The organism is Erwinia persicina NBRC 102418 (genome assembly GCF_001571305.1).
GTDB lineage: Bacteria > Pseudomonadota > Gammaproteobacteria > Enterobacterales > Enterobacteriaceae > Erwinia > Erwinia persicina.
Map to the genome: position 1 here is coordinate 20192 of NZ_BCTN01000015.1, position 24081 is coordinate 44272.

Consider the following 24081-nt stretch of genomic DNA (forward strand, 5'->3'; position numbering starts at 1 on the left):
GATAAAAATTACAGCGTACGGACAACCGTTGCGCTGACGTCGGCATCCAGCAGCGCGTTACGCACAGGAGCAAAACTGCGGCGGTGCAGTGGCGTCGCGCCAAACCGCGCCAGTTTTTCCATATGCAGAGCGGTCGGGTAACCTTTGTGCTGGGCAAAGCCATATTCAGGGTAAAGCCGGTCCAGCTCGGTCATTTCACGGTCGCGCGTCACTTTCGCAACGATCGACGCGGCGCTGATCTCGCGCACCAGGCTATCGCCTTTAACCACGGCCTGACTGGGCATGGTCAGGACCGGGCAGCGGTTGCCATCTATCAGCACAAAGTCCGGCGTCAGATGCAGTCCTGCCACGGCACGCTGCATCGCCAGCATGGTGGCATGAAGGATATTAAGCTGGTCGATTTCTTCCGGTTCAGCGCGTCCCAGGCTCCAGCTTAACGCTTTCTCGGTGATCTCATCAAACAATGCCAGACGGCGTTTTTCCGACAGCTTTTTAGAGTCGGCAAGGCCGGCAATCGGCCGGGCCGGATCGAGGATCACCGCTGCTGTAACCACCGCGCCCACCAGGGGGCCACGCCCCACTTCATCAACACCGGCAATCAGCGTGGCGTTGGGATAGATAAATTCATTCATGGGCACAGCTCCAGTACAGCCGCAGCAGCCTGCTCATCGGCGTTCCAGCGGATCTGATGATGCAGTTCAGCAAAGGTCGCCAGCAGCGTATCGCGGGTTTCACCTGCAGCCAGCAACGGCTCCAGCGCGGCGGCAAGCCGCTCAGGCTGACACTCATCCTGCAGCAGCTCTTTCACCAGCTCACGTCCCGCCAGCAGGTTAGGCAGCGAGACATACTCCGTTTTCACCAGGCGCTTCGCCAGCCAGAAGGTGAACGGCTTCATTCGGTAGCCAACCACCATAGGACATTTTGCCAGCATACACTCCAGCGCGGCGGTGCCGGACGCCAGCAGTGCCGCATCGCTGGCCACCATGGCGGCCCGCCCTTTTCCATCCAGCAGGTGCATAATTAAATCAGGAGCCACTTCGGCTTTGATTTTCTCAAACTGTTCGCGACGACGCGGGTTTACCAGCGGCACGACAATTTCCAGTGCCGGGTATTTAGCCCGCAGTAGTACCGCTGTTCGCAGGAAATCGGCACTCAGCATTTCCACTTCGGCCCCGCGACTGCCGGGCAGCAGCGCCAGACACAGCGCATCCGGGGCAATACCGAGCTCACGCCGGGCGGCCTGTTTATCCGGTTCAATCGGCATGGCATCGGCCATCGTATGACCAATAAAGCGGCACGGCACGTTGAAACGATCGTAAAACGCTTTTTCAAACGGCAGGAAGGCCAGCACCAGGTCTGTCGAGCGGCCAATCTTAAACACGCGGTTCTGCCGCCAGGCCCAGACAGAGGGGCTGACGTAGTGGATCGTGCGGATGCCCTGCTGTTTCAGCTTACCTTCAAGGGTGATATTAAAATCTGGCGCATCAATACCGACAAAGACATCGGGCCTGAGCGTAGTAAAGCGGCGGGTGAGGTCACGGCGGATATGCAACAGGCGACGCAAACGGCCCAGCACCTCAACAATGCCCATCACCGCCAGTTCTTCCATCTCATACCAGGCTTCACAGCCTTCGGCCTGCATCAGCGGTCCCGCCACGCCGACAAAACGGGCGTCAGGATGCTTTTCTTTCAGCGCACGGATAAGACCGGCACCAAGAATATCGCCGGAGGTTTCTCCGGCGACAAGGGCAATCGTTAAGGGATGCTTTGGCATGAGTTAACGAATCAGACCCCTTGTAGAGCGGGAAAAGAAGTCGTAAAACGGCTGCACTTCCGGATGCGCCTGGGCGATCTCAGCGATCTCCGGCTTCACTTCATCCAGCGTTTTTCCACTGCGGTACAACAGCTTGTACGCAGCGGTAATCGCATGCAGCGCATCTTTGCTGAAACCACGACGCTTCAGCCCCACCAGGTTAATCCCAAACGGTGTCGCATGGTTACCCTGAGCAATCACGTAAGGAGGAACATCCTGCGCAACACCGGAGCATCCGCCCACCATGACATGAGCACCGATAATACAGAACTGATGCACCGCCGTCATACCACCAATTATGGCATGGTCGTCAACCGTCACGTGGCCGGCCAGAGTGGCGTTATTCGCGAGAATGCAGTGACTTCCCACAACACAGTCGTGCGCAACATGGGCGTTGACCATCAGAAGATTGTCATCACCCACTTTCGTCAAGCCACCGGACTGCGCCGTACCACGATGGATAGTGACGCTTTCACGGATACGGTTACGGTCGCCGATCTCAACTCGTGTCGGTTCACCCGCGTATTTCAGATCCTGGTTCGCTTCACCAATCGAAGCGAACTGGTAGATAGTATTGTCTTTACCAATAACGGTATGACCATTGACCACTACGTGAGACTTCAGAACCGTGCCTTCGCCAATCGAAACGTTCGCACCGACCGTGCAAAACGGGCCAATCTGGACACCAGCGCCAATCACGGCGCCTTCTTCTACGATCGAGCTGGGGTGAATTACGGCGGTGCTATCAATCACGAATTAAGCCTCCCGGCTGCGAGCACACATCATCGTTGCTTCGCAGACAATTTTACCGTCTACGGTGGCCACACCTTTAAAGCGCGTCACACCACGGCGGGTTTTCTCGAAAGTGACTTCCATGATCATTTGGTCGCCAGGCACAACGGGGCGCTTGAAGCGCGCGTCGTCGATGCCGGCAAAGTAGTACAGTTCGCCCGGCTCAAGTTTCCCAACGCTTTTAAACGCCAGAATACCCGTAGCCTGTGCCATTGCTTCCAGAATCAGCACACCGGGGAAAATCGGTTTACCAGGGAAGTGGCCCTGGAAAAACGGTTCGTTAACCGAGACGTTTTTTACCGCACGCAGAAACTTGTTTTCTTCAAACTCAATCACGCGGTCAACCAGCAAGAACGGGTAACGGTGCGGTAAAAGTTCAATAATCTCTTCAATCTTCAGAGTATGAGTTTCAGTAGTCAAAATACTCTTCCTGTCCTAAAAATTCTGATGGCATCAATGACACGGCCCGCAACGATCATCCAATCGTCTGCAGGCCGCAAATTATATCTGTACGCTTACGCTTTCGCCTATTCTATTTATGAAAGCGGCGCAGCTTGGTGTTAACGTGCTTAGTCGTCTTTACCGACCTTGCGTTCGATGGCTTTTAAGCGTTTGCTTATTTCATCGATGTTCATCACCAGGGCTGCCGTTTTGCGCCAGGTTTTATTGGGCTGTAGCGGAATCCCGGAGGAGTATACTCCAGGTTCAGTGATTGGCCTCATCACCATTCCCATCCCTGTGACGGTAACTTTGTCACAAATTTCCATATGACCATTAATCACGCTGGCGCCACCAATCATACAGTAGCGACCAATTTTCAGACTACCAGCCATGATAACACCACCAGCCACTGCGGTATTGTCGCCAATCACCACATTGTGTGCAATCTGGCATTGGTTATCTATGATAACACCATTCCCTATTTGGGTGTTATCGAGAGCACCGCGATCAATGGTGGTACAAGCACCAATCTCTACACGATCGCCAATAATCACCGTGCCCAACTGCGGGATTTTCACCCAGTTGCCGCGATCATTAGCGTAACCGAAGCCATCAGAACCAATTACCGTACCGGACTGAATCAGACAGTCAGAACCGATTTCGACTTCGTGATAGACAGAAACATTGGCCCAAAGACGTGTCCCGGCACCAATTTTGGTTTTTTTACCGATGAAACATCCCGCGCCGATGACCACATTATCACCGAGGATCACGTCAGATTCGATCACTGCATTCGCACCGATCGAAACGTGTTGACCTAGCTGTGCGCTGGGATCAATTACCGCGCCGGGAGCAATATGGTTAGCCGGTTGCGGTGTGGTATCCAGCAACTGGGCCATACGGGCGTAGGTCAGATACGGGTTTTTAACCACCAGCGCAGCGCCAGGGAAAAATTCCAGATCCGCTTCAGTGAGCACCACGGCTGAAGCCTGACAGGCTGCGAGCTGCTCGCGGTAACGGCTGTTTGATAGAAACGTGATCTGACCATGTTGGGCGGATTGCATAGAAGCAATGCCGGAGATGGCGATATCGCCATCTCCGTGCAATTCTGCATCCAACTGCTGGGCTAAATCAGCCAGTCGAATTGAAGACATGACTTATTTAACCTGTTTCAGAACATCAGCGGTGATGTCTTTAGATTTAGCAGCGTAGGCAACCGCATTCTGGTCGATAACGACGTCGTAACCTTCGCTATCTGCCACTTTCTGCACGGCATCCTGAATGCGGCTCAGGATTTTGTTACGCTCTTCCATCTGACGACGGCGATTGTCCTGCTCGAAAGCCTGCGCTTTGGTTGAAAACGCTTCACGCTGCGCCATCACGTCTTTTTCCATGCGGCTACGTTCAGACGCCTTCATGGTAGAGCCGTCACGCTGCAGACGCTGCATTTTAGTTTGCAGATCGCGTTCCATACCCTGCAACTCAGTTGCACGGCCTTTGAACTCGTTCTCCAGTTGTTTCGCAACGGTCGCACGCGCTGGTAACTGTTGGAAAATGCTGGAAACGTTCACCACTGCAATTTTATCAGCAGCCTGAGCACCAGCGGAAACCGCCAGAGCAATACCCAGACCTGCGGCACACAACAACTTTTTCACTATAAAACTCCTTACCATCAACGTTTGTGTCACGGACACATAGGTTGCGCTTACATTGGTGTCTCAGACATCGCAGTAAGCGCGATACTCTCTTGCTGTGCTTCCATGCAGGTCCGAATTACCAGGTTTTACCAATGTTAAATTGGAACTGTTCGGCCTTATCTCCATCATACTTTTTGAACGGCTGGGCGTAGGAGAACACCAGCGGCCCCAGAGGTGACATCCACTGCAGTGCCAGACCGGCTGACATGCGGATGTTGCTTGGATCGCTATAGTCTGGAATACCTGCCGCACGCGTTGCTGCCGTATTTTCCCACTTGGTATCCCACACCGTACCTGCATCCACAAACAGCGACGTACGTACTGAGTTCGCATACTTCTCACTCAGGAACGGCGTCGGGGTGATCAGCTCTGCACTGGCAACAGCCATGGCGTTACCACCGATAGCATCATCAGAATTACAGACACGATTCACATCACTTCCTGAACAATCAGAAGAACCGTTGTTCAGGTAGGCGGCTTTAGGACCAATGTTATTGGAACGGAAACCACGAACGGTACTGGAGCCACCGGCATAGAAGTTCTCATAGAACGGCATCTCTTTGCCGCTCAGCCCATCACCATAGCCTACGCGTCCACGACCCAGGAGTACCCAGGTGCGATCCTGATTCAGCGGCAGATACTGCTGCGTATCCAGCGTCGCTTTATAGAAGGCGTTATCAGAACCCGGGATGGTCACCTTACCGTTCAGGTTGGTACGGTTACCCGAGGTTGGGAAGAACCCACGGTCAAGGGTGTTGTACGTCCAGCCATAGTTAAAGGTGAAATCATCTGCAGAGTAATCTTCGTCACCGGAAAGGCTCGGATTCTGCCCGACAGATCGCAGGTAACGCCACATGGCGATCTGCGGCTGCATGTTAGACAGGCTGTTATGTACATAGCCCAGTCCCACGCGCAGCGTGTTGTTCTCATTCACCGGGAAGCCCAGCGTGCCGTCTACACCATAACTTTTGTTGGTGTAGTCAGACAGGTCGGCATCATCCGCTTTAAAGTCGTTGTAGAAAACGCGCCCGCCCAGGCTGACACCGTCGACCGTGAAGTACGGATCGGTCAGTGAGAACTCAGCATAGGTCTGGTAGTCATTCTTGGTGCCGCTGATGCCAACGGTGTTACCGGTACCCAGCCAGTTATCCTGAGTCACCCCCACCTGGAAGCTGACCCCACTTTCGGTGCCGTAACCGACGCCAAAGTTCAGCGTACCGGTGTTACGTTCTTTCACCTTATAGACGACGTCAACCTGGTCCGGTGAGCCCGGAACACGCTGAGTTTCTGTATCGACGGTTTCAAAATAACCCAGACGGTTCAGACGCTCTTTGCCCTGCTCAACCAAATCGCTGCCCAGCCATGCCCCTTCCATCTGACGCATTTCGCGGCGCAGAACGGAATCTTTCGAGGTGTCATTCCCTTCGAAACGGACTTTGCGCACGTAGAAACGGTTACCCGCATCAACGTTAATACGCAGTTTAACGGTTTTGTTAGCGTCATCGATTTCAGGCTGCGTCTGCACGCGTGGGTACGCATAGCCATAACGGCCCAGCAGCTTCTTGATATCATCTTCAATGCGGGTCACTTTGGAACCGTTATACAGTTCGCCCGGCGTGACTTTGCTCAGGGTTTCAATTTCCGCTGAGTGTCCAGCAAGATTTCCGCTGACCGCCACACCAGAAAGCTTGTATTGATCGCCTTCGTTAATGTTAACGGTGATGTAGATACCTTTTTTATCCGGCGTCAGGCTGACCTGAGTCGAATCGATATTGAATCTTGCATAACCGCGGTCCAGATAGAAGCTGCGCAGGGTTTCAAGGTCACCGGCCAGTTTCTGTTTCTGGTATTTACGGTCGCCCACCACGTTCCACCATGGCACTTCATCACGCAACTGGAAGCGCGAGATCAGTTCATCGGAGCTGTACGCTTTGTTACCCACGATGTTGATCTGCTGGATCTTAGCGGACACGCCCTCGGTGAAGACCAGCTTCAGGTCAACACGGTTACGTGGCAGTGGCGTGACCACCGCTTTCACACTGGCGCTGTATTTACCGACGCTGTAGTAAAAGTCTTCCAGCCCTTTCTCAATCGAGGAGATGGTGGTGCGATCCAGTGCTTCGCCTACGCGCACGCCAGAGGCTTCCAGGTTCTGCTTCAGCATATCCTCTTTCACCGCTTTGTTACCGGAGAAAGTGATGCTGGCAATCGTCGGACGTTCTTTCACCTGGACGATCAGCGTATTGCCGTCGCGCAGGACCTGAACATCTTCGAAATTCCCGGTCGCAAACAGTGCACGAATGGTGTTACTGAGATCTTCATCAGAGACAGTGTCTCCAACGCGAACAGGCATACTGAGCAATGCCGCACCGACGGCGACTCGCTGCAGGCCTTCGAAATGAATATCATTCACTACGAATCCGTCTGCACCGTATACGGTTACGCTGCTAAACAGCAGCGACGCTATGAGCAACTTTTTCATCGCCATCGTTTTTATGCATTCTTCCTAACTGGTTCTCACGAACAGCTTGCCGACTGGCAAACTATAGCCTTGAGAAATCATTGAATAGCGCAAGCCCCATTAACAGCACCAGCACAATCGAGCCGATACGATAACTGAAGTCCTGAACTCGCTCGGAAACCTGCCCTCCTTTGATCTTCTCAATCAACAGGAACAGCAGATGACCACCATCTAACACCGGCAGTGGGAACAGGTTGATTATCCCAAGGTTCACGCTAATCAGAGCGAGGAACATCAGGTAGTAGATCAAACCATATTCCGCTGACATCCCAGCACCCTGGGCGATAGAAATCGGCCCGCTGAGATTGTTCAACTTCACATCACCGACAATCAGTTTGCCTAACATACTTACCGTCAGCTTCATCAGTTGCCAGGTTTTCGCACTGGCCTCGCCGATTGCCGCAAACGGGCCATACTGGCGCACCGTTCTGTACTCTTCAGGTAGCGGAATAATGCGCGGTATGATGCCCGCAAACCCTTCCGCCTTGTTGTGTGGATTAACGTCTGGCGTCAGCGTCAAATCGACCGTGCTGCCCTGCCTTTCCACCTCAATTGCTATTTGGTTGCCTGGGTTTTCACGAACAGTCGCCACAAAATTTTGCCACTGTTCCAAAGGCTGGCCATCGACTTTAACGATCCTGTCGCCTGCTTGCAAACCCGCTCGACTTGCTGCGGAGTCTTTTTGCACCTGCGCCAGTACCGATTCGATCTGAGGACCCCGGGGCTGAATGCCCAATGATGTGACCGGATCCTGCTTATCGGGCTCAAACTGCCAGCCCTGTAAATTCACCGTCTTATCACTGGTTTTTTCACTGCCAAAGGGCGCCACCGTGAAGATGGTGTTTTTATCGCCAATCTTCGCTACCAGTGCCATTCGCACAGCATCCCAATCAGGCGTTTCGATACCGTCAACGGCTTTAAGTTCCGTACCTGGGGTAATTTGAGCTTCAGCGGCGGGTGAACCGCTCACTATTTCGCCAACAACGGGGCGAACACCGGGAACGCCGATGATAAAGACCAGCCAGTAAGCAAAAATAGCGAAGATGAAATTCGCGACAGGGCCGGCACTGACAATCGCGGCACGTTGCAGAACCGTTTTGTTGTTAAAGGACTGATGACGAAGTTCAGGCGGTACGCTTTCGACGCGTTCGTCGAGCATCTTGACGTAACCGCCCAGCGGGATGAGCGCGATAACATACTCTGTGCCCTGCTTGTCACGGCGTCGCCACAGTGCTTTACCAAAACCAATAGAGAAGCGCTCGACTTTCACACCGCAGCGGCGGGCGACCCAAAAATGGCCGAATTCATGCACGGTGATTAAAATCCCCAGCGCAACGATAAAGGCAGCAAAACTCCAGAGTATGCTCAACATAATGTTTCCCTACAGCGTCCCAAAGACCAGCAATAACAGGCAGGCAAACACCGGAACGGCGGCCGTGAGGCTGTCAATACGGTCAAGAATACCGCCGTGACCAGGGATTAAGCTGCCGCTGTCTTTAATGCCGGCTTCGCGTTTGAACATGCTTTCGGTTAAATCCCCCAGCACCGACGCCAGAGCAGCGATAATGGAGCAAATCAGCAGTGTCGATAGCGGTACCTGCAGCGGAGCAATCACGCTGAACAGCCAGGAAATTAACGCCGAGGTGACCAACCCACCAAAGAAACCTTCCCAGGTCTTGCCCGGTGAAACCTTCGGCGCCAGCTTATGCTTGCCAAACAGTTTACCGAACATATAAGCCCCGGAATCGGCTCCCCAGACGAGGAACATCACGTACAGCAGCCACCAGGCACCGGCATAGTGGTCAACGTCATAGTGATACTGACGCAGGGCCAGCATTCCCCAGAAGAACGGGACAATGGTCAGCAAACCAAAGATCAGACGTAGTACGCGTGAATGGCGCCAGAATGTGGCAGAACCGGGATAGGAAAGAACCAGAAGCAGTGCCACCATCCACCACCCCAGCGATACCCAAAGGGCACCGCCAATCTGAGGCAGATGCACAGAATGCTGGTAAGCCGGGAGCGTAAACAGCATAAAGGCCAGCAGCAGGCCGCAGAGCAAAGCCAGCCAGACGCGCTGTGAGCGCGCAGCAAAGCCAGCAAACTGGCCCCATTCCCATGCGGCCAGCATGCAGATCGCTAAAATAGTGATGGCAAACCCTAGCGGCGGCAGCAAAAAGAGGGCTGCAATGACGATAGGTATCAATATAAACGCGGTAATCAGGCGAGACTTCAGCAAAGATTACCCCCAGTGCGCTCAGGCGCCGCCGGGTGCTGCGCCGCCAAACCGACGCTCTCGTTGTGCAAACGCATTCAGTGCACCTTCAAAAACTTGTTCATCAAAATCAGGCCAAAGAGTATCGGTAAACCAAAACTCTGCATAGGCAACTTGCCAAAGCAGGAAGTTACTAATCCGATGCTCTCCCCCGGTCCTTATTACGAGATCCACAGGTGCCAGTTCATTCAGGCAGAGATAAGGATGAAGCGTCTCTTCTTCGATCTGGTCCGGACGAAGAAGCCCCTCTTGTACCTGTTCTGCTATTTTTCTGACTCCATGGATAATATCCCAACGTCCGCCATAATTCGCAGCAATGTTGAGTGTTAGTCCATTATTTTGTTGAGTAAGTTCCTCAGCACGGCGAATACGCTCCTGGAGACGGGAGTTAAATCGACTGATATCACCGATAATTTTCAACCGGACATTATGCTTGTGCAGACTTTTTACTTCACTGTCGAGTGCCCAGACGAACAATTCCATCAGCGCCAGAACTTCCTGATGAGGACGATTCCAGTTTTCACTACTAAAGGCATAAAGCGTGAGCGCATCAAGTTTATTACTGACCGCGAAACTTACGGCGCGCCGTACGGATTTCACTCCCGCTTTATGACCAGAAATACGCAGCTTGCCCTGGTTTTTAGCCCAGCGGCCGTTGCCATCCATAATGATGGCCACATGGCGGGGGCCTGTCCCCTGCTGGTCATCGGTTTGTAATTTATTTTCGGACGACATAATGCGTAACTATTTCCTTATTCAGAAATATACCCTTCATATTTGAAGCTGCTACCGCAGCGGCTGCCGCATTCACCCCGGCCACTTAACTGCTTAAGCATCCGAACGTTCCTGCACCTGCCGCCTGACTTCAGCACCAACGACTTTGGGTATGCAACGGCTTCTGAAATATCTCACCTGCCCGGCGTATATAGCGTGCGATTGCGCAAGTTTAACCGCTAAATCACCCCGTGATACCGGAACGGTGGGGCAAGACTATACCACCTCCGCCCAGCGCTCACAAATGGCGACGCGTTAAATCGCGCTGACCCGACCCGCGGCAAAACGGGGCAGTAAAGCGCGTGCAGCGGCACGGGCTTCATGGTCAACAGCAATAACCTCGTCAACGCTCTGAGGCTCCTGACAAGATAACGTCTCCAGTACTGCAACATTTAATGCCGCAATATCGGTGAAGCGGATCGCTGAACCGAGGAACGCCTCGACGGCGATTTCATTTGCCGCATTCAGCGTCGTGGTCGCCGCCTGCCCCGCAATACTGGCATCAATGGCCAGCTTCAGGCAGGGGTAGCGCGCAAAGTCAGGTTCAGCAAAGGTCAGGGCCGACATGCGCGTGAAATCAAGCGGTTGAGCACCTGAGGTCACTCGCTGCGGCCACGCCATTGCATGCGCGATGGGGGTCCGCATATCCGGCGAACCCAGTTGAGCAATCACGCTGCCATCCCGATAGCGCACCATCGAATGGATCACAGACTGAGGATGCAGAACCACTTCCATCTGCGCATCGGTCGCATTAAACAGCCAGCGGGCTTCGATATATTCCAGGCCTTTATTCATCATGGTGGCCGAGTCGACAGAGATTTTTCTCCCCATCGACCAGTTCGGATGTGCACACGCCTGATCCGGCGTCATAAGACTTAATTCTGCCAGTGGTGTGTCACGGAACGGGCCACCCGACCCCGTAAGGATAATGCTGTCAATGCCATTATCTTCGAGAGAAGCGTACCCTAACTGCTGCTGGAGGGAAGCAGGCAAACTCTGAAAAATGGCGTTGTGCTCGCTGTCGATAGGTAACAGCTGCGCTTTCGAGGCGCTGACGGCCTCCAGGAAAAGGCGGCCGCAAGTGACAAGCGACTCTTTATTCGCCAGTAAGACCTGTTTTCCTGCGCGAATTGCGGCCAGGGTAGGTAATAATCCTGCCGCACCCACAATCGCCGCCATGACCTGATCCACATCGTCCAGAGCAGCAAGGTCACAAGCCGCCTGATCTCCGCTGAGTACCTCGGTGTCCACCTGCAGATCTTTCAGACGAAGACGCAGCGCGTCGGCCGCCTGAGGGTCGGACATGGCGGCATAGGCTGGGCGGAATTCCAGACACTGCTCAACCATCAGTTCGACGTTACGCCCGGCAACCAGGGCTTTAATGGCGAACAGATGGGGATTAGCACGCACCACGCCCAGCGTGCTGGTGCCGATGGATCCGGTCGATCCGAGGATGGTCAATTGCTTCATGAGATTGCTCTGCGTAAACCCGCTCAGAAGAAAAACAGCGACTGCCGGGAAAGTTAACAAACGCAAAACGCCGCCAGATCAGCCCTTCATTTGAACGGCTGATCTGTGCGGCGTTTACCAGGATGAAGATGGATCAGAAATCCATCAGCTCCGCTTCTTTCTCAGCCAGCGCGCTATCAATTTTCTTGATAAACACGTCGGTCATTTTCTGCACGTCTTCCTGAGAGCGACGATCGTCGTCTTCGCTGATCTCTTTGTCTTTCAGCAGCGCTTTTACCTTGTCGTTAGCGTCACGACGAACGTTACGCACAGACACACGGCCCTGCTCGGCTTCACCGCGCACGATTTTGATCAGGTCTTTACGACGCTCTTCAGTCAGTGCGGGGAGCGGAACGCGAATATCAGTGCCCGCTGACATAGGGTTCAGACCCAGGTCAGAAGACATAATCGCTTTCTCAACGGCTGCGCTGATTGAACGGTCAAAAACGTTGATTTTCAGCGTACGGGAATCTTCCACCGTCACGCTGGCCAACTGACGCAGCGGGGTCGCTGAACCGTAATAATCCACCATGATGCCGTCGAGAATGCTCGGCGACGCACGGCCAGTGCGGATTTTGCTGATATGGTTTTTGAATGCCTCGACGCATTTATCCATGCGCGTTTCTGCATCTTTCTTGATGTCGTTAATCACGTGGGAACCCTTGGAATCTGTTTGATCCACCAGCCTCTGGCATCGCCAGAAGCCGTTCAAATACATGTAAAGATAATCCTGACAGACAGAATATACCTTATTTTAACCCTTTTAACCGCAGACTGATATTAATGCGTAATCAGCGTGCCTTCTTTTTCGCCCATCACTACGCGGCGCAGTGCGCCCGGCTTGTTCATATTGAACACACGGATAGGCAGTGAATGGTCACGCGCCAGGGTAAAGGCGGCCAGGTCCATCACTTTCAGTTCTTTATCCAGCACTTCAGTATAGGTCAGCTGATCGTGCAGGACAGCATCCGGATTCTTCACCGGATCGGAAGAGTACACACCGTCCACTTTGGTGGCTTTCAGCACCACGTCGGCTTCGATTTCGATGCCGCGCAGGCAGGCTGCGGAGTCAGTGGTAAAGAACGGGTTACCGGTACCGGCAGAGAAAATCACCACGCGGTTGTTACGCAGCAGACTAATGGCCTCTGCCCAGCTGTAATTATCACACACGCCATTCAGTGGAATAGCTGACATCAGACGGGCGTTGACATAAGCACGATGCAGCGCATCACGCATCGCCAGGCCATTCATCACGGTCGCCAGCATCCCCATATGGTCGCCAACAACGCGATTCATCCCGGCCTGAGCCAGGCCCGCACCACGGAACAAATTCCCCCCGCCGATGACCACACCTACCTGAATGCCCAGCTCTACCAGTTCTTTCACTTCCTGAGCCATACGATCCAGCACGCTGGCATCGATACCGAAGCCTTCAGCACCTTGCAGTGCTTCGCCACTCAGTTTAAGCAGGATACGTTGATATACGGGTTTTGCATTGGTCGCCATGGTATTTTTCCTGGAAGATATCGTCGAAAAGGGGTGTTAACTGTGTGCGGTATCATCCTAAAAGCATCAGAGAAATACTATTGGGATGAGACTGAAAATGCGCTGTCGAAAGACAGGCAAAAAAGAACCGCCATCAGGCGGTTCTTCTTAAGCAATTAAGACTGCTTGGACATCGCTGCAACTTCTGCCGCGAAATCTGTCTCAGCTTTCTCAATGCCTTCGCCCACTTCAAAGCGGATGAAGTTGGTCACGTCTGCATTTTTTTCTTTCAGCAGCTGGCCCACAGTTTTGCTTGGGTCAATAACGAAAGGCTGACCAGTCAGAGAAACTTCACCGGTGAATTTCTTCATACGGCCTTCAACCATTTTCTCTGCGATTTCTTTCGGCTTGCCAGACTGCATGGCGATGTCCAGCTGAACCTGGTACTCTTTCTCTACCACTTCAGCAGACACATCTTCAGGCTTAACAAATTCTGGCTTGCTGGCAGCAACGTGCATTGCCAGCTGCTTAACCAGCTCTTCGTCAGCGCTTTTAGCCGCGATCAGAACACCGATACGCGCACCGTGCAGGTATGAACCCAGCACGTCGCCTTCCAGAGAAGACACACGACGGATGTTGATGTTTTCACCGATTTTAGCAACCAGTGCAACGCGCTCTTCTTCGAACTGTGCTTTCAGCACATCAACGTCAGTGATTTTGCCGGCAACAGCCGCGTCCAGCACTTTGTCAGCGAAGGCCTGGAAACCAGAGTCTTTAGCAACGAAGTCAGTCTGGCAGTTTACTTCCAGAATCACACCGTAGTTGCCGTCGATTTTGGTTTTGATCACGCCATCAGCAGCAACGTTGCCTGCTTTTTTAGCGGCTTTGATCGCGCCAGATTTACGCATGTTCTCGATCGCCAGCTCGATGTCGCCATTGGCTTCGGTCAGTGCTTTTTTACAATCCATCATGCCAGCGCCAGTGCGCTCGCGCAGTTCTTTTACCAGAGCAGCGGTAATATCAGCCATTCTCTAATCCTCGGTTAGCGTGCATCTGTCAGTGGGCCAGTAATGGCGTTCGCTACAGATGCCAGGTCTCGGGAGAAACATTCTGCCCCGCTGAATTTTCCTTCATCTTCCAGGCCGCAGATACGCTGGCTGTCTTCGGTCCCGCCAGTCACTAACGGATGTCAGCGTCTGAACGGCCCTCAGTGGCCCTCTTTCCTGCAACGTGAAAGCTAGCGGATAAATATGACATTCAGCAAAGCGAAGTCGAAAAAATAAAGGGGCCAATCAAGGCCCCTTCCTTACAGATTCACATCTGATGTACAAGGGCTCTCTAAAGAGCAAACCTTATTACTCAGCTTCAGCGAAGGTTTCTTCTGCCTGCTGAGCCAGGTCCTGCGAGCGACCTTCACGTACAGTGGTAGCCACTGCAGTCAGGTACAGGCTAACAGCACGGATTGCATCGTCATTACCTGGGATAATGAAGTCTACGCCGTCTGGATCAGAGTTGGTATCAACGATAGAAAACACTGGGATACCCAGGTTGTTTGCTTCTTTGATAGCGATGTGTTCGTGATCTGCATCAACAACAAACAGTGCGTCTGGCAGGCCGCCCATGTCTTTGATACCACCCAGGCTGTTTTCCAGCTTGGCCAGTTCACGAGCGCGCATCAGTGCTTCTTTCTTGGTCAGTTTGTCGAAAGTGCCGTCCTGAGACTGGATTTCCAGGTCTTTCAGACGTTTGATTGACTGACGAACAGTTTTCCAGTTAGTCAGCATACCACCCAACCAGCGGTGATTAACGAAGAACTGGTCGCAGCTCAGAGCGTGCTCTTTTACCGCTTCGCTTGCAGCGCGCTTGGTACCAACGAACAGGATCTTACCTTTACGGGAAGAGATCTTGCTCAACTCAGCCAGGGCTTCGTTGAACATTGGTACAGTTTTCTCAAGGTTGATGATGTGAACTTTGTTACGTGCGCCGAAGATGAATGGCTTCATTTTCGGGTTCCAGTAACGGGTCTGGTGACCGAAGTGTACACCGGCCTTGAGCATGTCGCGCATGGAAACAGTTGCCATGATTACCTCTATAGATATAGTTTGGGGTTAAGCCTCCACGTATCCCGTACAACCGACCCATCGACTCTTTCGAACCAGCAAGGCACCCCGGCGTAGGTGTCGATACGTGTGTGTTATTTACACATAGTGAGATTTATGCGTTTCTGAGCCTGGCGATGAAACTCACCGAACAGAGAATCGTCGGCGCGCTTTATACCATAAACCAGCCAGGGTAGCCAATATTTGTTACCTTTTTAGTGCGAACAGGAAAGCGGCTCCCCCCTCCCCGGTCGGGTGACGCCACAAACTGCATTGGCAGCATCCGGGCAGGCTGATACCATTACAGCACTTTCTTTATTATTGTCGAACATGACGACAAATTCGGACCTGATGAATGGCTATTTCAATTAAAACCCCTGAAGAAATCGAAAAAATGCGTGTGGCTGGCCGTCTGGCTGCTGAAGTGCTTGAGATGATCGAAGAACACGTTAAGCCCGGCATCAGTACGGGTGAGCTGGATCGCCTGTGCCACGACCATATCGTGAATAAGCAGCACGCCGTCTCCGCCAGCCTGGGCTATCACGGTTTCCCTAAGTCGGTATGTATCTCCGTTAACGAAGTGGTGTGTCACGGTATCCCGAGCGATGACAAAATCCTTAAAGACGGCGATATCGTCAATATTGACGTTACCGTGATCAAAGATGAGTATCACGGCGACACGTCCACCATGTTTATGGTCGGTAAGCCGACCATTCAGGGTGAGCGTCTGTGCCGCGTCACGCAGGAGAGCCTCTATCTGGCCCTGCGTATGGTGAAGCCAGGCATTCGTCTGCGCACCCTCGGTCGTGAGATCCAGAAATTTGTTGAGGCGCAGGACTTCTCCGTGGTTCGTGAATACTGCGGCCACGGCATCGGCAAAGGCTTCCATGAAGAGCCGCAGGTGCTGCATTACGATGCCGATGATGGCGGCGTAGTGTTACAGGCGGGGATGGCTTTCACCATCGAGCCGATGGTCAATGCCGGTGATTACCGCATCCGCAGCATGAAAGATGGCTGGACGGTAAAAACCAAAGACCGCAGCTTGTCCGCACAGTACGAACACACTATTGTGGTAACCGAAAACGGCTGCGAAATTATGACGCTGCGTAAAGATGACACCATTCCGGCGATTCTGGTCGCAGAATAATGTGCAGGGAGTGACCTGTTTCATTCGGTCCTCCCGCAATCAGCATATCAAGCCGGCAAATGCCGGCTTTTTTTATGGGCACACGAGCAGATCCCTGGTGGAGCGGTGAAATGAACAAAGACGTGACGGAAGCCAGTATCCTGAAAAAACTCACCAAAGCACCACGCCGCTGGGAAGATGCGGAACTTAACCGCGACACGCTCAGGCATCATCTGGATGTGTTCCAACAGCATCTCGCCACGGCCTTTGACGCCGGGCAGGATGCGGAAACCCTGATTGATGCGCGTACGCTGTTTATTGACCGCCTGCTCAGGCGCCTCTGGCGCTTCTTTGGCTTCCCGGAAAAAGAGGGGATCGCCCTGGTAGCCGTTGGGGGCTACGGCCGGGGTGAGCTGCATCCTCTTTCAGACATCGATGTTCTTATCCTCAGCCGCCAACCGCTGTCAGAGGATGATGCCCGCCGTACCAGCGAATTACTGACCCTGATGTGGGATTTGAAACTGGAAGTTGGCCACAGCGTGCGTACCCTGGAAGAGTGTCTGCTGGAAGGGCTTTCAGACCTGACGGTGTCCACTAACCTGATTGAATCACGGATGCTGACCGGCGACCTGGCGCTGTTCCTTGAGCTGCAAAAAAACGTCTTCAGTGACGGCTTCTGGCCTTCCGATCGTTTCTTCGCGGCTAAAATTGAAGAGCAGCAGGAGCGCCACCAGCGCTACCACGGCACCAGCTACAACCTTGAGCCGGATATTAAAAGCAGCCCCGGTGGCCTGCGCGATATTCATACTCTGCTGTGGGTGGCCCGCCGCCACTTCGGTGCCACCTCACTGGACGAAATGGTGGGTTTTGGTTTTCTGACCGAGGCTGAGCGAAATGAACTTAACGAATGCCAAAGTATGCTGTGGCGCATTCGCTTCGCCCTGCACCTTACCCTCCCCCGCTACGACAACCGCCTGCTGTTCGATCGTCAGTTGAATGTCGCACAACGCCTGAACTATCAGGGTGAAGGCAACGAGCCCGTCGAACGAATGATGAAGGATTTTTTCCGCGTCACCCGCCGCGTCAGCGAGCTGAATCAGATGCTGTTACAGCTGTTCGATGAGGCAATTCTGGCGTTGCCGACGGACGAGAAACCCCGACCGCTGGATGATGAGTTTCAGCTGCGCGGTACGCTGATCGATCTGCGCGATGAAACGCTGTTTGCGCGGCAGCCGGAATCGATTATGCGCATGTTTTATACCATGGTGCGCACGCCAAAAATTACCGGCATCTATTCCACCACCCTGCGCCACCTGCGCCATGCCCGCCGTCACCTGAAACAGCCACTGTGTACCATTCCTGAGGCGCGGACGCTGTTCCTGTCGATTCTGCGTCATCCGGGTGCCGTCAGCCGGGCTTTGGTGCCGATGCATCGTCACAGCGTACTGTGGGCCTATATGCCACAGTGGAGCAATATCGTCGGCCAGATGCAGTTCGACCTGTTCCACGCCTATACGGTAGATGAGCATACGATCCGCGTATTGCAGAAGCTGGAAAGTTTTGCCGACGAGCGCACCCGCCCCCGCCATCCGCTGTGCGTTGAGCTCTGGCCCCGCCTGCCACAGCTGGAATTGCTGCTGATGGCGGCCCTGTTTCACGATATCGCTAAAGGTCGCGGCGGCGATCACTCCATCCTTGGGGCGCAGGATGCGCTGGAGTTTGCCGAGATGCACGGCCTCAACTCGCGTGAAACGCAACTGGTGGCCTGGCTGGTGCGTCATCATCTGCTGATGTCGGTGACCGCCCAGCGACGCGATATTCAGGACCCCACCGAAATTCAGCAGTTTGCCGAAGTGATGCAGAATGAGAATCGTCTGCGTTATCTGGTCTGCCTTACCGTGGCCGACATCTGCGCCACCAATGAAACGCTGTGGAACAGCTGGAAACAGAGTCTGTTACGTGAACTGTTCTTCGCCACCGAAAAGCAGCTGCGCCGCGGCATGGAAAACAGTCCGGATCTGCGCGAACGCGTGCGTCATCATCGTCTGCAGGCCCTCGCCCTGCTGCGCATGGATAACATCGATGAGGAAGCATTGCACAGCATCTGGGGCCGCTGTCGCGCCGACTATTTCCTGCGCCACACGCCAAACCAGCTGGCGTGGCACGCCCGTCATCTGATGAATCATGACCTGACACAGCCGCTAATCCTGGTCAGCCCGCAGGCGACGCGCGGCGGCACGGAAATCTTTATCTGGAGCCCGGATCGCCCGTATCTGTTTGCGGCCGTGGCGGGAGAGCTGGACCGGCGAAACCTGAGCGTGCATGACGCGCAGATCTTTACCAGCCGTGACGGCATGGCCATGGACACCTTTATCGTGCTGGAACCGGACGGCAGCCCGCTGGCAACCGATCGTCATGAGATGACCCGCCAGGCGCTGGAACAGGCGATCTGTCAGACCAGCTGGCATCCGCCACGCACCCGACGCCAGTCCGCCCGCCTGAAGCATTTCAATGTGGATACGGCGGTAAACTTTTTACCCACACACACTGACAGACGAACGTATCTGGAATTAGTGGCGCTCGATCAGCCCGGTTTGCTGGCGCGGGTGGGAGAAGTCTTTGCAGATTTAAACGTGTCGCTGCACGGTGCGCGCATCAGCACCATTGGTGAACGCGTGGAGGATTTATTTATTCTGGCCAACAACGATCGGCGCGCATTAGATGCCGATTTGCGCGAACGGCTGCAACAACGGTTGACAGAGGCCCTTAATCCAAACGATAAAGTGTGACCCAGATTGACTTTTTAACCGTGCCGGCGCGGGATCCTGCTGCAGCGGAATCGTTTTCGTTCTAAAGCGCACGGCAAAACCAGGAAGAGATGATTTATGCAACAGTTACAGAGTGTTATTGAGGCCGCCTTTGAGCGCCGTGCAGACATTACCCCGGCGAACGCCGACAGCGCAACGCGTGATGCCGTCAATCAGACCATCGCCCTGCTGGATAGCGGTGCTCTGCGTGTGGCCGAGAAGATTAATGGCGAGTGGGTCACTCACCAGTGGCTGAAAAAGGCGGTACTGCTGTCATTCCGTATCAACGATAATCAGGTCATGGAAGGCGCAGAAAGCCGCTATTACGACAAAGTTCCGATGAAATTTGCCGATTATGATGACGCGCGCTTCAAAAAAGAAGGCTTCCGCGTGGTGCCACCGGCAGCCGTTCGTCAGGGCGCGTTCATCGCGCGTAATACCGTGCTGATGCCCTCGTATGTCAACATTGGTGCCTACGTTGATGAAGGTTCAATGGTGGATACCTGGGCCACCGTCGGCTCCTGTGCGCAGATTGGTAAAAATGTGCACCTGTCGGGCGGCGTGGGTATCGGTGGCGTGCTGGAGCCTCTTCAGGCTAACCCAACCATCATCGAAGACAACTGCTTTATTGGTGCACGTTCAGAAATCGTAGAAGGCGTGATCGTCGAAGAGGGTTCGGTGATCTCAATGGGTGTCTACATTGGCCAGAGCACCAAAATCTTCGACCGTGAAACCGGTGAAGTGCATTACGGCCGCGTTCCTGCGGGATCCGTCGTGGTATCAGGAAACCTGCCGTCAAAAGACGGGACTTACAGCCTGTACTGTGCGGTCATCGTGAAAAAAGTGGATGCTAAAACCCTGGGTAAAACCGGTATCAACGAACTGCTGCGTACCATCGACTAATCGTCGCACGGGCCATGCCAGTGGCCCGTAAAGCTATCTTTCCACTTCCACCGACGACTACCTCTTTCACCTTACGAAACAAGTGATGCTATTGTGCGCAATCCAGGCGTATAATCCGCGCCAGAAAATCATTGTTCTTAAATTAACCGATCCTTTGCCGTTTGACGGATAGCGACGACTCTGATCGCATCTGGATCGATAGTCTCCCAAAAGGAAAATGCTATGTACGACAATCTTAAAGGGTTGGGTATCTCTTCACCTGAAGATATCGACCGTTACAGCCTGCGTCAGGAAGCTAATAATGACATCCTGAAAATCTACTTCCGTAAAGACAAAGGCGAGTTTTTTGCCAAAAGCGTGAAATTCAAATATCCGCGTCAGCGTAAAACCGTGGTCGCCGATAATGCCAGCCAGGGCTACAAAGAAGTCCAGGAAATCAGCCCGAATCTGCGCTATGTGATTGATGAGCTTGACCAGATTTGCCAGCGTGACCAGGTCGAAGTCGATTTGAAACGTAAAATCCTTGATGATCTGCGTCATCTGGAAAGCGTTGTTTCTCACAAAATCGCTGAAATTGAATCGGATCTGGATAAACTGACCCGTAACGGTCGTTAATTTCCACCGTGATATAAAAAAGGGTGGCCCGAATACGGGCCACCCTTTTTTTATTGTGGCGGGTCTTTTCTGACCGACACGCCGGGGAGACCGTTTTTCAGATCCCCCCTTTTTTAGTCATTACTGCATCAACAGATAAATACTGGCATCCCCACGCTGAATATTCAGCGCCAGCACCGAGGGTTTGGTGTCGAGGATTTTACGCAACTCACCCAGATTCGCGATCGGCTGCTGATTCACACCCAGGATCACATCATCTTTCTTCAGGCCAATCCGCGCAGCCGCAGAGCCAGGTTTCACATTGTCGACTTTCACGCCCTTATTGCCTTTCACATCGTAGTTGCTGAGGTCTGCCCCTTCGATACCGTTATAGATGGTACCGGAATCGACTTTATCCGCACTACTCTGCTGCAGTGCCACATTGACGCTCATTGGCTTACCGTCACGGATCAGGCCAAGTTCCATTTTCGTGCCGACCGGCAATGAACCAACCTCTGCGCGAAGGGCTGCAAAACTGGAGATCGGTTTATTATTGATAGAGACAATGACATCGCCGGCTTTAATCCCGGCCTGAGCCGCTGAGGACTTCGGCAATACCTGGCTGACGAAAGCACCGCGCTGGGCATCGACTTTCATCGCTTTCGCCAGTTCAGAGTTCAGTTCGGTCCCCATAATACCCAATTCACCGCGTTTCACCTGGCCATACTCGACCATCTGCGAAGTCAGGTTTTTCACCATATTACTCGGGATGGCAAAGCCAATGCCGATGTTGCCGCCGTCCGGTGCCAGAATGGCGGTGTTAATCCCGATCAGTTCACCCTTGAGATTGACCAGCGCGCCCCCGGAGTTACCCCGGTTGATAGCGGCATCAGTCTGGATAAAGTTTTCGTAATTTTCCACATTCAGACCGCTGCGGCCGAGTGCAGACACAATACCTGAGGTCACGGTTTCACCCAGGCCATACGGGTTGCCGATCGCTACCGTATAGTCACCGACGCGCAGATTATCGGAGTCAGCAATCTTAATCGCCGTCAGATTTTTCGCATCCTTCAACTGGATGAGCGCAATATCTGACCGCGGATCTTTACCAATCACTTTCGCATCATAATGACGACCATCGCTTAACTGCACCTGAATTTTGGTGGCGTTATCGACTACGTGGTTGTTGGTGACCACATAGCCTTTCGCGGCATCGATAACCACACCTGAACCCAACGCGCGGAAGGTTTGCTGCTGGTCAGCGCCCCCATTTCCGTTGCCTTCAGGCCCGCCACCCTGGCACATTGGGGAACCCAGGAAGGGAGACCCCTCCTGGCAGAAAGGCGAGTTGCCGCCAAAGAATTGCTGGAACTGCTGAGACATACGCGGCGTGCGTACCGTGGTGCTCCCTTCAACATTGATGCTGACGACTGACGGCATCACCGTTTCCAGCATGGGGGCCAGACTCGGCAATGGCTGAGTGGAAGAGGAAGAGGCCGTTTCCGCAGCACTGGCAGCTAACGGGTTCAATGCCAGGCCCAGGCTCAGAGCCAGCGCGCTCAAAACTAACGTTGTTTTTTTCATTGGTCGGATTCTCAAGATAATTCAGTGAAGTAACCATTGCTGTGGTTGTCGTTGTGATATTGAGATTAATTTTTTAACGCTAAGTTCATGTTTAAACATAAAGTAATAGTAAAAAAGTATTGTACGTCTTTACAATTCTTAGCGCTTATCACCGCTATTCCACCGCCATCAGGCGTCGGTACTCATCCCATGCATATTGATCGGTCATGCCACTGATGTAATCCTGTAACAGCCGTACGCGATAATAGTATTCCCAGATCGCGCTCTCTTGCGGATGGTTATCCAGTGACGCAACCGCCTCCGTATAGGCAAGACGAAAACGTGTCGACAGTTTATGAAAAAGACGGGTTTCAATAGGGTAGCCTTTTAAATAATCCTTCGCCGTCAGTTCACTAAATTCGGCCTGTGAAAGCAGCAACAGCGGCCGGTAAATTTCCAGCAGTCCGCTGATCACCCGATAGCCTTGCAGCTCCAACTGTTCGACCTCAGGATGGTTAAATACATGACGGAACGCGACTTTTTTAAACACTTCCAGTAGCTGACTGTGTGGGCTACCGTCTTCCAGTAGTGCCTCGTTAAATTCACCGTGATACACGTCCGTCAGATGATCGATAAAGCGGCTGGCCGCATGAGGAACCAGCTCAGCCACCGTGTTGACGCGTAAATACATGAAAAACTGATCTTCGCTGCACAGCGCGGTGCGCGGATTACGCGACTTTTCCAGCGCGCGGGTGACCACGGTAGCAAAAAGATCGTCTTCCTGATGACCAGGCCAGAGCTGAAATAAGTGCTGATATAACTGTTCAACACTAAAAATATTTTTTTCGACTGCATCTTCCAGGTCCGCCACGCAATAGGAAATATCGTCAGCGGCTTCCATAATATAAGTCAGAGGAAAGCGGCAGTGCGGCTCAAGGTGTAATTGCTCTCGCAGCCGGGCGATATATTCCTCTTCCGCCAGATAATAGCCCGGTTTTTTCATTAAATAACTGTGGCTGGCGGGAACGGGCCCGTTATGCCAGGCCGGTCGGGTATATTTTAAAATGCAGCCCACCTGTGCCCAGGTGAGATTCATCTTCATCAGGGTATGCACCATGCGGATCGCCTGGGCATTCCCTTCAAAATGAGAGAGATCCTGACGCACTTTCCGGCGTAATTCGTTAAGCCCGTCATCGCGCTGATGCAGCACCGAAGGCACACAGCGGTCATCCCGTCCACCATCCGGTACCCAGTCGGCATCCAGCTGCTGACGGAACCAGTCATTAATCGCCGATTCGCCAAAGTGACCAAACGGCGGATTACCAATGTCGTGCATCAGGCAGGCCATCTCAACAATGCTTTCAAAGGGGGCGGTCAGCTCCTTCAGCCCCAGCGGTTCAAGCTGCCCCATCTCCTGCAGACGCGTCAGGACCTCCTTGGCGATATAACGCCCCACCTGCTGCACCTCCAGCGAATGGGTTAGCCGGGTACGCACCGCAGCGTTCCGCTCCAGCGGGAAGACCTGGGTTTTTTGCTGCAAGCGGCGGATAGCCGCCGAATTAATGATACGCCCGCGATCGCTTTCAAAAATACGCAGGATTTCATGTTCATTCTTCGGCCCCTGATAAGGGCGAAACAGACGCTGCCAGTTAATCTTTTTGCGGAAGTCGATCCCGGTCATA

At 53.3% G+C, this 24081-nt stretch carries 21 protein-coding genes; 4 read left to right on the plus strand and 17 right to left on the minus strand.

The genetic code is table 11. The features are described 5' to 3' along the window. Positions 1 to 8 precede the first annotated feature (8 nt). The 15 genes from rnhB to rpsB form a co-directional block, all read right to left on the minus strand. Positions 9 to 632: a ribonuclease HII gene (rnhB, locus tag EPE01S_RS16070; protein ID WP_062747084.1), complete on the minus strand. Its 624-nt coding sequence runs from the start codon at positions 630 to 632 to the stop codon at positions 9 to 11. Further along, positions 629 to 1774 carry a lipid-A-disaccharide synthase gene (gene lpxB, locus EPE01S_RS16075; protein WP_062747087.1) on the minus strand — a complete coding sequence of 382 codons (1146 nt, stop codon included), beginning with the start codon at positions 1772 to 1774 and terminating at the stop codon, positions 629 to 631. The genes rnhB and lpxB overlap by 4 nt, the downstream gene beginning before the upstream one ends. A gap of 3 nt (positions 1775 to 1777) precedes the next feature. Beyond that, positions 1778 to 2566 (minus strand): acyl-ACP--UDP-N-acetylglucosamine O-acyltransferase, encoded by a 789-nt coding sequence (gene lpxA, locus EPE01S_RS16080; protein ID WP_062747089.1) that lies wholly within the window; start codon positions 2564 to 2566, stop codon positions 1778 to 1780. Positions 2567 to 2569: 3 nt separating this feature from the next. Further along, complete coding sequence (gene fabZ, locus EPE01S_RS16085) at positions 2570 to 3025, minus strand: 3-hydroxyacyl-ACP dehydratase FabZ (RefSeq protein ID WP_062747091.1); 456 nt, start codon at positions 3023 to 3025, stop codon at positions 2570 to 2572. Between the two features lie 149 nt (positions 3026 to 3174). After that, complete coding sequence (gene lpxD / locus EPE01S_RS16090; protein ID WP_062747093.1) at positions 3175 to 4200, minus strand: UDP-3-O-(3-hydroxymyristoyl)glucosamine N-acyltransferase; 1026 nt, start codon at positions 4198 to 4200, stop codon at positions 3175 to 3177. 3 nt (positions 4201 to 4203) lie between these two features. Next, the gene (gene skp, locus EPE01S_RS16095; protein ID WP_062747096.1) at positions 4204 to 4701 is read right to left on the minus strand and encodes a molecular chaperone Skp; all 498 of its coding nucleotides are present in this window, start codon (positions 4699 to 4701) and stop codon (positions 4204 to 4206) included. A 118-nt stretch (positions 4702 to 4819) separates the two neighbouring features. Further along, positions 4820 to 7231: an outer membrane protein assembly factor BamA gene (gene bamA / locus EPE01S_RS16100; protein ID WP_062747098.1), complete on the minus strand. Its 2412-nt coding sequence runs from the start codon at positions 7229 to 7231 to the stop codon at positions 4820 to 4822. A 55-nt stretch (positions 7232 to 7286) separates the two neighbouring features. Continuing rightward, positions 7287 to 8636, minus strand: coding sequence for a sigma E protease regulator RseP (gene rseP / locus EPE01S_RS16105; protein ID WP_062747101.1), 1350 nt, complete (start codon positions 8634 to 8636; stop codon positions 7287 to 7289). A gap of 9 nt (positions 8637 to 8645) precedes the next feature. Next, entirely contained in the window at positions 8646 to 9503 is an 858-nt protein-coding gene (cdsA, locus tag EPE01S_RS16110; RefSeq protein WP_062747104.1) for a phosphatidate cytidylyltransferase, read from the minus strand. 18 nt (positions 9504 to 9521) lie between these two features. Beyond that, positions 9522 to 10274, minus strand: a complete 753-nt coding sequence (ispU, locus tag EPE01S_RS16115) for a (2E,6E)-farnesyl-diphosphate-specific ditrans,polycis-undecaprenyl-diphosphate synthase (protein ID WP_062747107.1) — start codon at positions 10272 to 10274, stop codon at positions 9522 to 9524. A 294-nt stretch (positions 10275 to 10568) separates the two neighbouring features. Then, a complete protein-coding gene (gene ispC / locus EPE01S_RS16120; RefSeq protein WP_062747109.1) occupies positions 10569 to 11783 on the minus strand; it encodes a 1-deoxy-D-xylulose-5-phosphate reductoisomerase in 1215 nt (404 codons plus the stop codon). 133 nt (positions 11784 to 11916) lie between these two features. Then, positions 11917 to 12474, minus strand: a complete 558-nt coding sequence (gene frr, locus EPE01S_RS16125; RefSeq protein ID WP_062747304.1) for a ribosome recycling factor — start codon at positions 12472 to 12474, stop codon at positions 11917 to 11919. Between the two features lie 128 nt (positions 12475 to 12602). After that, on the minus strand, positions 12603 to 13328 hold the full coding sequence (gene pyrH, locus EPE01S_RS16130; protein ID WP_062747112.1) for a UMP kinase: 726 nt from the start codon (positions 13326 to 13328) through the stop codon (positions 12603 to 12605). A gap of 155 nt (positions 13329 to 13483) precedes the next feature. After that, on the minus strand, positions 13484 to 14335 hold the full coding sequence (gene tsf, locus EPE01S_RS16135) for a translation elongation factor Ts (protein ID WP_062747115.1): 852 nt from the start codon (positions 14333 to 14335) through the stop codon (positions 13484 to 13486). A gap of 327 nt (positions 14336 to 14662) precedes the next feature. Continuing rightward, on the minus strand, positions 14663 to 15388 hold the full coding sequence (rpsB, locus tag EPE01S_RS16140; protein ID WP_062747118.1) for a 30S ribosomal protein S2: 726 nt from the start codon (positions 15386 to 15388) through the stop codon (positions 14663 to 14665). Between the two features lie 373 nt (positions 15389 to 15761). Between rpsB and map the strand changes: the two genes are divergently transcribed. The 4 genes from map (at position 15762) to EPE01S_RS16160 (ending at position 20857) form a co-directional block, all read left to right on the plus strand. After that, on the plus strand, positions 15762 to 16553 hold the full coding sequence (gene map / locus EPE01S_RS16145; RefSeq protein ID WP_062747120.1) for a type I methionyl aminopeptidase: 792 nt from the start codon (positions 15762 to 15764) through the stop codon (positions 16551 to 16553). Between the two features lie 110 nt (positions 16554 to 16663). Beyond that, on the plus strand, positions 16664 to 19321 hold the full coding sequence (glnD, locus tag EPE01S_RS16150) for a bifunctional uridylyltransferase/uridylyl-removing protein GlnD (protein WP_062747123.1): 2658 nt from the start codon (positions 16664 to 16666) through the stop codon (positions 19319 to 19321). Between the two features lie 96 nt (positions 19322 to 19417). Continuing rightward, positions 19418 to 20242 carry a 2,3,4,5-tetrahydropyridine-2,6-dicarboxylate N-succinyltransferase gene (gene dapD / locus EPE01S_RS16155; RefSeq protein WP_062747124.1) on the plus strand — a complete coding sequence of 275 codons (825 nt, stop codon included), beginning with the start codon at positions 19418 to 19420 and terminating at the stop codon, positions 20240 to 20242. Positions 20243 to 20464: 222 nt separating this feature from the next. Further along, positions 20465 to 20857 carry a DUF3461 family protein gene (locus EPE01S_RS16160; protein ID WP_062747126.1) on the plus strand — a complete coding sequence of 131 codons (393 nt, stop codon included), beginning with the start codon at positions 20465 to 20467 and terminating at the stop codon, positions 20855 to 20857. A 120-nt stretch (positions 20858 to 20977) separates the two neighbouring features. On the opposite strand, the gene degP is transcribed toward EPE01S_RS16160, so the two are convergent. Next, entirely contained in the window at positions 20978 to 22420 is a 1443-nt protein-coding gene (gene degP / locus EPE01S_RS16165; RefSeq protein ID WP_062747128.1) for a serine endoprotease DegP, read from the minus strand. Between the two features lie 154 nt (positions 22421 to 22574). Further along, complete coding sequence (dgt, locus tag EPE01S_RS16170) at positions 22575 to 24080, minus strand: dGTPase (RefSeq protein ID WP_062747131.1); 1506 nt, start codon at positions 24078 to 24080, stop codon at positions 22575 to 22577. Between the last annotated feature and the right edge of the window lies 1 nt (position 24081).

Coding starts and splice junctions, on each gene's coding strand:
- rnhB (WP_062747084.1), bottom strand. CDS start 632: ATGAATGAATTTATCTATCCCAACGCCACGCTGATTGCCGGTGTTGAT.
- EPE01S_RS16160 (WP_062747126.1), top strand. CDS start 20,465: ATGTACGACAATCTTAAAGGGTTGGGTATCTCTTCACCTGAAGATATC.
- lpxB (WP_062747087.1), bottom strand. CDS start 1,774: ATGCCAAAGCATCCCTTAACGATTGCCCTTGTCGCCGGAGAAACCTCC.
- degP (WP_062747128.1), bottom strand. CDS start 22,420: ATGAAAAAAACAACGTTAGTTTTGAGCGCGCTGGCTCTGAGCCTGGGC.
- pyrH (WP_062747112.1), bottom strand. CDS start 13,328: ATGGCGACCAATGCAAAACCCGTATATCAACGTATCCTGCTTAAACTG.
- rpsB (WP_062747118.1), bottom strand. CDS start 15,388: ATGGCAACTGTTTCCATGCGCGACATGCTCAAGGCCGGTGTACACTTC.
- tsf (WP_062747115.1), bottom strand. CDS start 14,335: ATGGCTGATATTACCGCTGCTCTGGTAAAAGAACTGCGCGAGCGCACT.
- map (WP_062747120.1), top strand. CDS start 15,762: ATGGCTATTTCAATTAAAACCCCTGAAGAAATCGAAAAAATGCGTGTG.
- ispU (WP_062747107.1), bottom strand. CDS start 10,274: ATGTCGTCCGAAAATAAATTACAAACCGATGACCAGCAGGGGACAGGC.
- bamA (WP_062747098.1), bottom strand. CDS start 7,231: ATGGCGATGAAAAAGTTGCTCATAGCGTCGCTGCTGTTTAGCAGCGTA.
- glnD (WP_062747123.1), top strand. CDS start 16,664: ATGAACAAAGACGTGACGGAAGCCAGTATCCTGAAAAAACTCACCAAA.
- rseP (WP_062747101.1), bottom strand. CDS start 8,636: ATGTTGAGCATACTCTGGAGTTTTGCTGCCTTTATCGTTGCGCTGGGG.
- ispC (WP_062747109.1), bottom strand. CDS start 11,783: ATGAAGCAATTGACCATCCTCGGATCGACCGGATCCATCGGCACCAGC.
- dapD (WP_062747124.1), top strand. CDS start 19,418: ATGCAACAGTTACAGAGTGTTATTGAGGCCGCCTTTGAGCGCCGTGCA.
- dgt (WP_062747131.1), bottom strand. CDS start 24,080: ATGACCGGGATCGACTTCCGCAAAAAGATTAACTGGCAGCGTCTGTTT.
- lpxD (WP_062747093.1), bottom strand. CDS start 4,200: ATGTCTTCAATTCGACTGGCTGATTTAGCCCAGCAGTTGGATGCAGAA.